This is a genomic window from Maribacter sp. UH1, assembly GCF_056839145.1.
In genome coordinates this window covers 4,234,843-4,248,851 of the sequence record NZ_CM166387.1, presented here as the reverse complement: position 1 = coordinate 4,248,851, position 14,009 = coordinate 4,234,843, and the positions used below count along the sequence as shown (strand labels likewise).

Annotated in this window: 13 protein-coding genes; all 13 read right to left on the bottom strand. The window is 35.0% G+C overall.

Going from position 1 to position 14,009, the window contains the following annotated elements; genetic code table 11:
• Positions 1 to 13: 13 nt before the first annotated feature.
• The 13 genes from UH1x_RS18370 to lpxD all read right to left on the bottom strand — a co-directional run bounded on the left by UH1x_RS18370 (position 14) and on the right by lpxD (position 13,998).
• Positions 14 to 979, bottom strand: a complete 966-nt coding sequence (locus tag UH1x_RS18370; protein WP_482623390.1) for a DUF2167 domain-containing protein — start codon at positions 977 to 979, stop codon at positions 14 to 16.
• A gap of 17 nt (positions 980 to 996) precedes the next feature.
• Positions 997 to 2,037: a histidinol-phosphate transaminase gene (gene hisC / locus UH1x_RS18365; RefSeq protein ID WP_482623389.1), complete on the bottom strand. Its 1,041-nt coding sequence runs from the start codon at positions 2,035 to 2,037 to the stop codon at positions 997 to 999.
• Between the two features lie 43 nt (positions 2,038 to 2,080).
• A complete protein-coding gene (hisD, locus tag UH1x_RS18360) occupies positions 2,081 to 3,364 on the bottom strand; it encodes a histidinol dehydrogenase (protein ID WP_482623388.1) in 1,284 nt (427 codons plus the stop codon).
• A gap of 24 nt (positions 3,365 to 3,388) precedes the next feature.
• The gene (hisG, locus tag UH1x_RS18355; protein WP_036154215.1) at positions 3,389 to 4,246 is read right to left on the bottom strand and encodes an ATP phosphoribosyltransferase; all 858 of its coding nucleotides are present in this window, start codon (positions 4,244 to 4,246) and stop codon (positions 3,389 to 3,391) included.
• Positions 4,247 to 4,481: 235 nt separating this feature from the next.
• A complete protein-coding gene (locus UH1x_RS18350) occupies positions 4,482 to 5,297 on the bottom strand; it encodes a prohibitin family protein (protein ID WP_405414953.1) in 816 nt (271 codons plus the stop codon).
• Positions 5,298 to 5,307: 10 nt separating this feature from the next.
• Positions 5,308 to 7,335, bottom strand: coding sequence for a VWA domain-containing protein (locus UH1x_RS18345; protein WP_482623387.1), 2,028 nt, complete (start codon positions 7,333 to 7,335; stop codon positions 5,308 to 5,310).
• Positions 7,336 to 7,402: 67 nt separating this feature from the next.
• Positions 7,403 to 8,152, bottom strand: a complete 750-nt coding sequence (gene fabG / locus UH1x_RS18340) for a 3-oxoacyl-[acyl-carrier-protein] reductase (protein WP_036154209.1) — start codon at positions 8,150 to 8,152, stop codon at positions 7,403 to 7,405.
• Positions 8,153 to 8,258: 106 nt separating this feature from the next.
• Positions 8,259 to 9,131 (bottom strand): succinate--CoA ligase subunit alpha, encoded by an 873-nt coding sequence (gene sucD, locus UH1x_RS18335; RefSeq protein ID WP_036154207.1) that lies wholly within the window; start codon positions 9,129 to 9,131, stop codon positions 8,259 to 8,261.
• A 71-nt stretch (positions 9,132 to 9,202) separates the two neighbouring features.
• Positions 9,203 to 10,138 carry a UDP-3-O-(3-hydroxymyristoyl)glucosamine N-acyltransferase gene (locus tag UH1x_RS18330; protein ID WP_482623386.1) on the bottom strand — a complete coding sequence of 312 codons (936 nt, stop codon included), beginning with the start codon at positions 10,136 to 10,138 and terminating at the stop codon, positions 9,203 to 9,205.
• Positions 10,139 to 10,180: 42 nt separating this feature from the next.
• Positions 10,181 to 10,747, bottom strand: a complete 567-nt coding sequence (efp, locus tag UH1x_RS18325) for an elongation factor P (protein WP_405414960.1) — start codon at positions 10,745 to 10,747, stop codon at positions 10,181 to 10,183.
• A 44-nt stretch (positions 10,748 to 10,791) separates the two neighbouring features.
• A complete protein-coding gene (gene lpxA, locus UH1x_RS18320; RefSeq protein ID WP_036154201.1) occupies positions 10,792 to 11,577 on the bottom strand; it encodes an acyl-ACP--UDP-N-acetylglucosamine O-acyltransferase in 786 nt (261 codons plus the stop codon).
• A gap of 1 nt (position 11,578) precedes the next feature.
• The gene (locus tag UH1x_RS18315) at positions 11,579 to 12,979 is read right to left on the bottom strand and encodes a bifunctional UDP-3-O-[3-hydroxymyristoyl] N-acetylglucosamine deacetylase/3-hydroxyacyl-ACP dehydratase (RefSeq protein WP_482623385.1); all 1,401 of its coding nucleotides are present in this window, start codon (positions 12,977 to 12,979) and stop codon (positions 11,579 to 11,581) included.
• Positions 12,980 to 12,981: 2 nt separating this feature from the next.
• Positions 12,982 to 13,998, bottom strand: coding sequence for a UDP-3-O-(3-hydroxymyristoyl)glucosamine N-acyltransferase (gene lpxD / locus UH1x_RS18310; protein WP_482623384.1), 1,017 nt, complete (start codon positions 13,996 to 13,998; stop codon positions 12,982 to 12,984).
• Positions 13,999 to 14,009: the final 11 nt, after the last annotated feature.

Sequence of the window (14,009 nt, the reverse complement as noted above, 5' to 3'; positions counted from 1 at the left end):
ATAAAAGTAAATACTAAGACAATTTGGAATTGTCTTTAGGACCTTCAATTGCTGTTTGCTCTTTTGATCCAAAAAAGAATTTCTTTGCTCCTGCAAATAGTGCTACTCCGCCAATTGCTATAAACTTCCAAAATTTAAGTATAAGTGCAAAAAAACCAGCTTTAGCCAAAATTTTACCAGCGATTAAACCTCCTATACCATAAGCCGCAACATCATCAAAATCTGGATCAAATTCAGAATACTTATATCCTGTATTAAATGATACACTACCTAAAATTGGATCTAAATTATTCTCAACATCTTCAAGTGTATCCATGTCACCAATTACGTTTAGGTTCATATACCCTTTTCTTCCCAAAACTCTAATATTATAATTTAAAGTGCTGGTTTCCTCTTCTTCAAAAAGTAATTCTTTTGCCCAATATAATTTCTTGTTTTCTGAATCATAGTAAGGTTTTGTAGCCCAACCTATTAAATCTACTGTAGGGTAACCCATACTAGATCTTTGCGGATTTGCTTCCTTGACATCATCCTGCATTTCACTTAACAAGTCATCATAATCCATGTCTTGTGCATCGTCATCCTCAATATATCCGTCCTCTGAATATGAAATTTCAATTGCATAACTAGTATTTACGGGAGTCTCATCCTCTTTAAGCAAAAGACCCATAACGGACTCATCTCTAGGGTTTCCCCATATATCTGAAAGTACTCTTTGTGCTTGTTCACTATCTAAAAACTTATAGCCTTCTGGAACCATAATTTTGGCTACATCTCCGTTTAACATAGACCTATCATAGATATATGTAAATGTATTTTCTACGCTATCAGAATACATTTTATAACTGATTAACGCCTCTGTTTCCTCGTCGCTTAAATTAAGACTATCTGCTATAAATTCTAGTCTTTCAACGTCTTGAGCGCGTATTACACTAATTGTTAATACTAAGGCAATTAAATAAATGAACTTGCTTTTCATTGGTTTTGGTTTAAAGGTTATATCAATTTTAACGCCTTAGCAAGTGTTTTATTCTCTACAGCACTACCTACAGTAAACCGAAGTGTATTCTTACATAATGGTTGGGTCGTTCTATTTCTTACCACGACCCCTTTTTCCAATAATTGATCATATCTAAGTGAGGCATCATCTACTTTTGCCAAGATAAAATTAGCATCTGTTGGATATATCTTTTCAACAAAAGAAACTGTTTTTAATGCCTCTTCTAATTTTGCCCTTTCCGTTAAAATTTGACTCACCTCGTTCTTTACAGCATCTCTATCCAACACACGCAAGGTTGCTTTCTCTTGCGTAAGTTGATTTACATTATAGGGAGGTTTAATTTTATTGACTACAGCAATAATTTCTGCCGATGCTATACAGATACCCAATCGTATACCAGCCATACCATAAGCTTTTGACAAAGTCTGTGTAATGATTAGATTTGGAAATTCAGATAGTTTAGAAGTCCAACTTTCTTCTGATGAAAAGTCAATATAGGCTTCATCAATGACTACTAGTCCATTAAATGAATTCAATAGCTCTTCTATTTTTTTTGTGGAGAAACTATTTCCAGTAGGATTGTTTGGAGAACATATAAACAATAGTTTGGTATTGCTATCAATCGTCTTTAATATCTCCTCAACGTTAGGCTGAAAATCATGTGTCAATAAGACCTCTTTATTCTCAACCATATTAATACCAGAAAGTACCTTATACATTCCGTATGTTGGCGGCAAGGTGATAATATTATCTTGCTTAGGCTCACAGAAAGCCCTGAACAATAAATCTAAGACTTCATCGCTACCATTTCCTAAAAGAATATTTTCTTCTTTAATACCTTTCTGTTCCGCTAAAATAGCCTTTAGACCTCGCTGTTGAGGATCAGGGTATCTATTGACTCCATTCTCAAACGGATTCTCATTCGCATCCAAGAAAACCATTGTGGAACCATCTGAAACATATTCGTCACGTGCGGAGGAATAAGGACTTAAACCTTTTACGTTTTCTCTTGTTATTTTATCTAAATTGAAACTCATCAGTTCAATATGGTGTTGGTCATTGAGCGTAGCTGAAATGACATTATTTTAAACTATTTAATCTTAAAGTAACTGCATTTTTATGAGCTTCTAGTCCTTCTGCTTCTGCCATCAGCTCTATAGCATTACCAATAGTTTGAATGCCTTCTTTTGTAATTTTTTGAAAAGTCATGCTTTTCATAAAACTATCTAAGTTAACACCGCTATACTGTTTGGCATAACCGTTAGTTGGTAACGTGTGATTAGTTCCTGAAGCATAATCTCCAGCACTTTCCGGTGTATAATTACCTATAAATACTGAACCTGCATTTTGAGTATTGTCAATATAAAAATCTTCATTTTCTACGCAAACAATGTAGTGTTCCGGTCCATATTCATTAATCAAATCAATAGCATCTTGATCATTATCAACATATATAAGTTTACTATTGTCAATTGATTGTTTCGCTATTTCTTTACGTGGTAAATCTTCTAATTGCACAGCCACTTCTTTCTCCACAGCATCTATCATTTCTTTAGAGGTAGATACCAGAATAACCTGGCTATCTACACCGTGTTCAGCCTGACTCAACAAGTCAGAAGCAACGAATGCAGCGTTTGCAGAATCATCAGCCACCACAAGAAGTTCTGACGGACCTGCAGGCATATCTATAGCAACACCGTGTTTTGTTGCAATTTGCTTTGCAACGGTTACATATTGATTTCCTGGTCCAAATATTTTATATACCTGTGGTATAGTGTCCGTACCGAAAGTCATTCCCGCAATAGCTTGTATGCCACCAACCTTAACAATTTTAGTAACCCCGCATAAATCTGCCGTATATAAAATAGCCGGATTCAATTTCCCTTCTTTATCCGGTGGTGAACACAAAACTATTTCTGAGCAGCCTGCAATTGCAGCAGGTACAGCTAACATTAAAATTGTAGAAAACAAAGGAGCCGTTCCACCAGGAATATAAAGTCCCACCTTTTGAATAGGTCTTTTTTCCTGCCAGCAAGAAACTCCCGTAGCAGTTTCTATTTTAACCCTATCTGTTTTTTGGGCAGTATGAAAAACTTCAATATTAGATTTCGCCAATTGAATAGCAGCTTTTAATTCCTCAGAAACTAGCGTTTTAGCTTCTTCAACTTCAGCTTCTGAAACCAATAGATTATCTAAGCTTACCTTATCGAATTGCGCCGTATATTTCTTTAATGTTTCATCACCATTACTGGCAACCTCTTTGAAAATACCATCCACCAATCCTTCAATATCGGCAACGGTTTGGGTAGGTCTCCTTAAGACTTCTTTCCAATCTGCTCTCTCTGGATTATATATTTTATTCATTTCTTTAACTAGCTAAAAGCTTAATTACAATACCATTTTCTCAATTGGGCAAACCAGAATACCTTCTGCACCGGCTTTCTTTAATTCGTCTATTACTTCCCAAAACTTATCTTTATTGATAACAGTATGTACTGAGCTCCAACCTTCATCGGCTAAAGGCAATACTGTAGGGCTACGCATACCCGGTAATAGTTTAATAATTTCATCTAACTTATCGTTAGGTGCATTCAGCAATACATATTTAGAACCTCTGGCACGTAATACCGATTGAATTCTAAATTGTAATTTTTCAAGCAATTCCTTTCGCTCAGAAGAAATTTTTGGAGAAACAGCAAGTACAGCTTCACTAGTAAGCATTACTTCTACCTCTTTCAGGTTATTTTTAAACAAGGTGCTACCACTAGAAACAATATCGCAAATAGCATCTGCAAGTCCGATATTTGGTGCAATCTCAACAGAACCGTTAATAATATGTAAATCTGCCTTAACCCCTTTCTCTTTCAAATAATTAAGTACTGTATTCGGATAAGATGTTGCAATACGTTTTCCTTCAAAATCTTGAACAGAATTATACTTTACTGATTTTGGCACTGCCAATGACACTTTACATTTAGAAAATCCAAGTCTTTCGGCAATAGAAATATCTTCACCTTTTTCAATTAAGACGTTTTCTCCAATAATGGCAATATCTACTACTCCATCTCTTAGATACTGAGGTATATCTCCGTTTCTTAAATAAAATACTTCGATAGGGAAATTTCTAGATGATGCTTTTAATTGATCCTTTCCGTTATCTATGGAAATACCGCAATCTTTTAAAATTTGAAGGGATTCCTCATTTAGTCTTCCCGATTTCTGAATAGCAATTCTAATTTTAGTCATTTTCTTTATTTAATGCTTGGCAACCAAAAGAGATTTAAATACAAAACCCGTTTGATTGCTCAAACGGGTTTTTAAAATATGTTGTTCTACTACAATACATTCCTACCTCGCCTGAGCGTGAATATGGAAATGATGATGTGTAGTTCTATTTTTCATTATACTGTAAAAGTAAAAGGTATTTTTCATTTCACAAAACAAAAGTTTAAAATGAAACAAAAATAATTAAGTCCGTGTTTTAGTTATTCCCTAAAATTAAAGGAAGACCAGATTCGCCGCCACCTACTACAATCACTTTAGAATTAGGGGATTCAGACAATTTTAATGTTGCATCAATACCTTTATCTTGAAGAATTTTATCAGTTAATGAGGCACTTAAAATTCTGTTCGCATCTGCCTTACCTTGGGCTTCAATAGTTACTTTTTCAGCTTCTTTTTTAGCGGTAACCAAACGGAACTCATATTCTAAAGACTCTTGCTCTTGCTTCAATTTTCTTTCAATAGCATCCTTAATAGTTGGCGGTAAAGTAACATCTCTAACCAAAATCTCATTCAATTGAATATACTCACGCTCAACAATTTTCTGAGTTTCATCAAATATTTCTTGCTGAATAGCATCTCTTTTACTAGAATATAATTGCTCTGGCGTATAACGACCAACTACGGAACGCGCAGCCGATCTAATTGTAGGCAATAAAACACGCTGTACATAATCTTCACCCTTTTCTTGGTGTAGTTTACCTAAATCATTTCTAATTGGTTCAAACCAAGCTGAAGCTTCTAATTTAATATCCAGTCCGTTACTAGAAAGAACATTCATTTTTTCTAATACTTCTTGTTGTCTTACTTCATATATAAAAACCTTGTTCCAGGGAGCAACAATATGAAACCCTTCTCCCATTGGCGGCTCATCTGTAACCACACCATCACCAAAAGTTTTATACAAGACTCCTGCTTGACCGGAGTCTATTGTAACTGTTGATTTTGAAATTGCAATTACTACTACAATAAAAATAAATATTGCGGGCAACGCAATCTTAGGTAACTTATCCATTAGTGTTTATTTAAATTAATCCGTTATATTTTCTGATAAACCATTCTGCTGCAAAGGCAAAAACTATAAGCCCTAATAGCAGTTTAAAATCAATCAAAGATACGATAATTTCAGTGCTTTTCTCTGTTGGCACGTACGCATCATTTTCTTTCAAGTCTTGCAGTAGCCCATTTATCTGAAAAGGATAAAACAACTTACCACCTGTAATCACTGCCAGTTTCTCCATTTTTTCATTATCGCTAGAAACGAATTGATTTTCCATTTCAAACTCAGAAATGACAAATCTACCCGACACTGACTTCGCTTCTTTTTCTACGGAAACAACAAATTCATAAGAACCTGCAATTAAGTTAGAAAGGTCAGCTTCAAAATATCCGTTCTTTAAAACCATTGGGTTCGTTTGAACGTTTTTGGTTGATGTATTAGTTACTTTAATAATAACTTTTGCGTTTGGATCAAATAGAAATGCCTCATCAAAATAAGTCGCAGTAATTACTGTATTGCTACTACCTTCATATACTTTTTCATAATCGACATTCAATCTCGTCTTATTTTTAGAACTGCTTAAGTAGCGAATTAAGTTCCCGATAAATTCATCGAAATTGACAAAATCATTTGCATTCCTATATGTTTGCATTCTCCATTTCCATAGGTTTTCCCCTATTAAAAATGCCTGTTTCCCAGCATTTTGCTCCATAACGCCCATTAGTGGTTGTTGCACATCAAGTCCTTTAATTTGAGTACCTAACAAAGTTTCATAGGGCGTAGTTATCAAAATAGGACCGGCATCACTTACTAACGGAGGAAAATCAGTAAGGTTAAACTTAGAGATATCGTATTTGGTAAAACCATTATTTAGCAACCCGAACACTTCTTGTTCAGGATACCCATTTTCTATTTCAAAGCCAACATTGCTGCTATTCAAAAATGAATAATCTGTTTGCGTACCCGTAATAATAAATGTGTTAGCATTCTTACTTTTAGCAAATGCGAATAAATTTTTGAACCTAATGGTTGGTTGATAAAATATAAATAAGTCAATTTCTTCTAAAGAACTGTTTGGTGTGCTTGATTTAAAAATAGTTACTTCTCGCTGTTCATTACTTTCAATTGCCTTTTTAAGCGCACCCAAGTCTGGATGTACAATATCGGATATTAAGGCAATCTTAGTTTTTTCATCTATAACCTCAATACTTGTACTTCTACGGTTATTTTCAATATTTCGCTCTTCTGGTAATTTAGTTACTTCAACAATTAGATTTTTTATTCCAACGGAGTTAGCATCGACTTCAATGTTAATCGTTTTAAAATTAGCCTGAGCGTCTAATCTTAGGTTTTCTTTATGCACAACTTTGTCATTCATTTTTACCGATACAGTTGCCGATACTGGCGTATTCCCTTGGTATGAAATGTATGATTCTAAAGGAAATTTGTTTTTTAGAAATGCATATTTATTTGTTAGAATGGGACCGACCGAAATATCTTTATACTTGGTGGTATCCCCTAAGACCATAGCATAAATAGTATTATTTTGATCTGCTTTTAAATAACTATAATCCTCACCAACGGTTTGGTTACCGTCTGATAGTAATATAGTTACAGTTTGCTCACGAGCATAAATATCTTTTAAAGCCAAAAGTGATTTGGAAATATTAGTATTCTTATCAGTAAACGAAAGACGATCAAGAATATCTAACTTAGACCCAAATTTATAGGATGTAATTTTAAATCTGTCGGTAACTTCTTCAGCATCTTTTAATTCAGAAATTAAACGTCGTAAATCATTTTCGCTCTCAGAAATAGAAGTGGAATTATCAGCTAGAATAACCAAATTAGGTTTTTCTAATGTATATGATTTTTGCGAAAACTTAGGATTAATAAGAAGTAATAGCAGTCCGAAAACACCAACAAAACGCAAAAAGGCTAAAAGCCAGTGAATATTGCTTTTAGCCTTCTGCTTATATATGTACTGAAAAACAACGATACCCAGCGCTACTATCGTAGCAAGAATAATATACAATACCGTTATACTCTCCATGTATGTTATAAAGTTGAACTTAAAAAAGGAACAATATACTCTTGTTCCATAGAAAATCTATGTTGACTTAGGTTAACATACCACCATCAACATTCAATACTTGACCAGTAACATAGCTAGACAAATCTGATGCAAAGTATAGACAAGCATTTGCGATATCTTCAGTAGTCCCACCTCTTTTTAATGGAATACCATCTCTCCATCCTTGAACAGTCTTTTCATCAAGCTTATCTGTCATTTCAGTTTCAATAAATCCTGGTGCAATGGCGTTACATCTAATATTTCTAGAACCTAATTCCAAAGCTACAGATTTTGTAAATCCGATCATACCTGCTTTAGAAGCCGCGTAATTTGTCTGACCCGCATTACCTTTTACACCTACAACACTACTCATATTAATGATAGAGCCTTTACGTTGTTTCAATAAAGTTCTTTGTACAGCCTTGGTCATATTAAAAACAGACTTCAAATTAATATCGATTACGGCATCAAAATCAGCTTCAGACATACGCATAAGAAGATTGTCTTTTGTAATACCCGCATTATTGATCAATACATCTATTCTTCCATCAAAATCTTCCAAAACTTTAGCAACCAATTCCTCAGCTTCTTGAAAACTAGCAGCATTACTTTTATAAGCCTTTGCTTTAACCCCCTTTGCTGTCAATTGTTTTTCCAATTCTAAAGCCGGAGCTTCACTTGAGCTATATGTAAATGCAACATTTGCACCGTGATCAGCAAATACTTGGGCAATACCCATACCAATTCCTCTACTTGCTCCTGTTATGATGACGTTTTTATCTTCTAATAATTTCATAAGTCCGTTATTTAAAACCGAAGTTTACCAAATATACCTTTTGTTTAATTTATAGGCTAAAAAAAATCCCGCTATAAACGGGATTTTATATGAAAAATATGAGTTCTTAACCCATTACTTCTTTTACTTTCAAACCAATTTCAGCAGGAGAATCTACTACGTGAATACCACAATCTCTCATAATTTGCTTCTTAGCTTGAGCGGTATCATCGCTACCACCAACAATAGCACCTGCGTGACCCATTGTTCTACCTGCAGGAGCAGTTTCACCAGCAATAAAACCAACAACTGGTTTTTTACTTCCACTAGCTTTGTACCATTGTGCAGCATCCGCTTCTAATTGTCCACCAATTTCACCAATCATAACCACACATTCAGTTGCAGGGTCATTGATTAAAAGCTCAACAGCTTCCTTGGTAGTTGTTCCAATAATTGGATCACCACCAATACCTATTGCAGTTGTAATACCTAAACCTTGACGTACTACTTGATCAGCAGCCTCGTAAGTCAATGTACCAGATTTAGAAACGATACCTACATTACCTTCTTTGAAAACAAAACCTGGCATAATACCAACTTTAGCTTCACCCGGAGTAATAACACCAGGACAGTTAGGACCGATTAAACGACAATCTCTATTTTTAATATAGTTGGCAACCTTCACCATATCAGCAACAGGAATACCTTCTGTAATTGTAATAATAACTTTAATACCAGCTTCGGCAGCCTCCATTATTGCATCTGCCGCAAATGCTGGCGGAACAAAAATGATAGTAGTATCTGCACCAACTTTCTCAACAGATTCAGCAACCGTATTAAAAACCGGTTTACCTAAATGCTCTTGCCCTCCTTTACCCGGAGTAACACCACCTACGATATTAGTACCGTACTCAATCATCTGTCCAGCATGGAAAGTACCTTCACTACCAGTGAAACCTTGTACGATTATTTTTGAATCTTTATTAACTAATACGCTCATACTACTGTAGTTTTATTTTTTTGTTAGAACAAAAATATAAGTTGTTAATGAATTTTAAAGCATTAACGGACTTATTTATTATCCATTTTTTTAATTATTTGTGGAATTTGCTTCAAATAAGCCAATTGTTTCAATTTTTCTCTAGATTCTTCTATAGGAGTACCAAAATAACTCTTGCCACCCTTCACGGATTTTGTAACTCCTGTCTGCCCCATTATTACAGCTTTAGCACCAATAGTTATTCCGCTATTCGTACCTACTTGACCCCATAAGGTAACTTCATCTTCAATAATAACACAACCAGCAATACCCGTTTGTGAAGCTATTAAACACTTTTCTCCTATAACGGTATCATGACCAACATGAACTTGATTATCCAACTTTGTTCCAAAACCAATGGTGGTATCACCTGTAACGCCTCTATCAATTGTGCAAAGGGCACCTATATCAACATTGTCTTTTAAGACAACCCTTCCTCCAGAAATTAATTTATCGAATCCCTCTGGTCGCTTTTTATAATAAAATGCATCGGCACCTAAAACACTACCAGCATGTATGGTCACATTATTACCAACAATACAATTATCATAAATAGTTACATTTGAATGAATTAGGCAATTATCACCTATTTCAACATTATTCCCAATAAATGTATTTGGTTGAATCACTGTGTCTTTACCAATTTTTGCAGTTGCAGCAATTGTTTGACTGCTAGGTACAAAAGGCTGAAAGAAAGTCGTCAATTTATTAAAATCCCTAAACGGATCATCAGAAATTAATAAAGCTTTACCCTTAGGGCATTCTACATTTTTATTGATTAAGATAACCGTTGCCTTAGACTCTAATGCCTTATCATAATACTTTGGATGATCTACAAATACGATATCTCCAGATTCTACAACATGAATCTCGTTCATTCCCAATACAGGAAAATCATCTTGTCCAACATAATCGCTAGATATAATATCTGCGATTTGTTTTAACGAAAAAGTAGTCGGGAATTTCAATTGACTGTCTTATGTCTAATTAGTGAATTATAAAAAATACCCCTACTCCTTAACACGTTCCATATAAGAACCGGTAGCAGTATCTATTTTAACCTTATCACCTTCGTTTATAAATAAAGGAACATTTACCTCTGCTCCAGTTTCTACAGTTGCAGGTTTAGTAGCATTGGTTGCCGTATTACCTTTAACACCAGGTTCTGTATAAGTAATTTCTAAAATTACACTTGCCGGCATATCAACAGATAAAGGCATACTATCTTCAGTATTGAACATAATCTTAACCACTTCTCCTTCTTTCAAAAGACCCGGTGCATCAAGAGAGCTCTCTTGCAATGTAATTTGATTATAATCATCTGTATTCATGAAGTGATATGTTTCTCCTTCAGGATACAAGTATTGATAAGAACGTGTTTCTACACGAACATCTTCAATTTTATGACCTGCAGAAAAAGTATTGTCCAATACTTTACCAGAGGTAACACTTTTTAATTTTGTACGAACAAAAGCAGGACCTTTACCCGGTTTTACGTGTAAAAATTCAATTATTTTGTAGATATCATTGTTATATCTAATGCATAGTCCTTTTCGTATATCTGATGTAGATGCCATTCGTAATGAGTATTAATATTGTTAACTTAAGTTTTAAAAATAATTTAATTATTGCTGAAATATCCCTTCATGATACCGCGTTGAGAATCGCGTATAAATTGTAATATTTCATCGCGTTCTGGAGTAGCCTCCATTTCAGCTTCTATAATTTGAACTGCTTGCGTGTTGTTATAATTCTTTTGGTAAAGAATTCTATAGATATTCTGTATTTCTCTAATCTTATCGGAAATGAATCCTCTACGTCTTAATCCGACAGAATTGATACCTACATAAGATAACGGTTCTCTTGCCGCTTTTACGTAAGGAGGCACATCTTTTCTGACCAAAGAACCACCTGTTACAAAAGCATGTTGACCAACAGATACAAATTGATGTACTGCAACCAAACCTGCAAGAATAACATTATCACCTATGGTTACGTGACCGGCTAAAGTTGAATTATTCGAAAAAATACAATTATCACCAACTAAACAGTCATGGGCAACATGGCAATACGCCATAATAAGGCAGTTTTTACCAATAACGGTTTTCATACGATCAGATGTACCTTTATGTATAGTAGCGCACTCTCTAATAGTCGTATTATCACCGATTACAACAGTAGTATCCTCACCATCGTATTTCAAATCTTGTGGAGATGCGGATATTACTGCGCCTGGAAAAATATTACAATTTTTACCAATGCGAGCACCTTCCATTATTGTCACATTAGACCCGATCCAAGTGCCATCGCCAATAATAACATTGTTATGAATAGTTGTAAATGGTTCAACTACTACGTTTTTAGCAATCTTAGCTCCCGGATGTATATAGGCTAAAGGTTGATTCATTCTATGTTCTTTTTACAATTTGAGCCATCATTTCCGCTTCACTAACCAATTTATCATTGGCATAGGCATAAGCCTGCATATGGCATATTCCCCTTCTTATTGGGGTAATTAAACTACAATGGAAAATTAAAGTATCTCCAGGTAGTACTTGTCTTTTAAATTTCACCTTATCGATTTTCATGAAAAGGGTCAAATAATTTTCAGGATCCGGAACCGTGCTCAACACTAAAATTCCGCCAGTTTGTGCCATTGCCTCAACTTGCAAAACTCCTGGCATTACCGGAGCTCCAGGAAAGTGACCTACAAAGAAAGGTTCGTTCATGGTAACATTCTTCATTCCCACAACATGAGAATCTGAAAGCTCCAAAATACGATCGATCAATAAAAATGGAGGTCTATGTGGCAGCATATCCATAATTTTATGAATATCCATTAATGGAGGTAAACTAAGATCGTATTTAGGCACGTTATTACGCTTCTCTAATTTAATGATCTGTGCAATTTTCTTAGCAAACTGGGTATTTACAAAATGACCTGGTTTGTTAGCAATTACCTTACCTCTAATTCTAGTACCTGCCAATGCCAAATCACCAATAACATCTAATAATTTATGGCGTGCAGCTTCATTAGGCTGGTGTAAAGTTAAATTATCTAAAATACCGTTTGCCTTTACAGAAAGCTTCTTTTTATTAAAAGCCTTCTCCAGCTTTTTCATGGTTTCCTCAGAAATCTCCTTATCAACATATACAATGGCATTATTTAAATCACCACCTTTAATAAGTCCGTTTTCCAATAACGCCTCCAATTCGTGTAAAAAGCTAAATGTACGAGCGTCAGCAATTTCAGCTTTAAAATCAGAAAGTTTCTCTAAAGTAGCATTTTGAGTACCTAAAACCTTTGTACCAAAATCTACCATAGTAGTAACTTGGTAAGTATCTGAAGGAATAATGGTTATTTCACTACCTGTTTTCTCATCTCTATAAGAAATTACTTCTTTGACTACATACTCTTCACGAAATGCTTCTTGTTCTACAATACCGGCTTTTTCTAAAGCTTCTACGAAAAATTTAGAAGAACCATCCATTATCGGCGGTTCAGCGGCATTCAATTCAATTAAAACATTGTCTATTTCCAAACCTACCAAAGCAGCCAAAACATGCTCTGAAGTTTGAATCTTTACTCCGTTCTTCTCAAGATTTGTTCCTCTTTGTGTATTGTTCACCAAAGTGGCATCTGCCGGTATTACCGGGGCACCTTCAAGATCTACCCTTTTAAAGGCATAGCCATGGTTTTTATCCGCAGGAACGAATTTTATGGTAACATCACTTCCAGTATGTAAACCTACTCCCGTAAGACTTACTTCCTTACCTATTGTTCTTTGTTTAATAGTTGTTGTGCTCATCGTCAATCTTTCTTTTCTAAGGTGTCGATTCTACTTATTATTCTTGGTAAATTCTTAAAATGAACATATGATTTATTATAATCACCGTAATTCAACGCGGGCGAACCTTGCAGCACTTCATTATCCTTCACATTTCTACCTATACCCGATTGTGCTTGTATTTTCACATTATCGCCAATAACAATATGACCAACGATACCCACTTGCCCACCGATCATGCAATGCTTGCCTATCTTAGTGGAACCTGCTATTCCGGTTTGAGCGGCAATAACGGTATGCTCGCCAATTTCAACGTTATGCGCTATTTGTATTTGATTATCTAGCTTTACTCCTTTTCTTAAGATGGTAGAACCTAAAGTAGCCCTATCTATAGTAGTACCCGCACCAATATCTACATTATCTTCAAGAATAACATTACCGGTCTGTGGAACCTTAGCGAACTCTCCTTGCTCATTGGGAGCAAAACCAAATCCGTCCGCACCAAGCACTGACCCGCTATTTACCACACAATTATTTCCGATAATGGTTTCTGAATATACTTTGGCTCCTGCAAAAATGATAACATTGTCTCCAATTTTTACATTATCACCTATATAAACATTAGGATAAATTTTTACATTATCACCTAAAGAAACATTATTCCCTAAATAAGCGAAAGCACCAATATATACATCAGCACCATATGTAGCGGTATCTGATTTAAAAACAGGTTCTTCAATACCTACTTTATTGTTTTTAACCTGATTATAATATTCCAACAACTTAGAAAACGACTTATAGGCATCTTCTACTTTAATTAAGGTAGTATCTAAGTCTTGTTCTGGAACAAAACTCTTATTTACTATAGTAACTGATGCTTTTGTCTTGTAAATGAATGAAGTATACTTCGGATTAGCTAAAAAAGTAAGGGAACCTTCTTCACCTTCCTCTATTTTAGCAAGTTTATGTACGGCTATTTCTGGATTTCCATGCACTTCTCCTTCTAAGATACCTGCAATCTGACCTGCTGTAAATTTCATGAGCGTAAAAG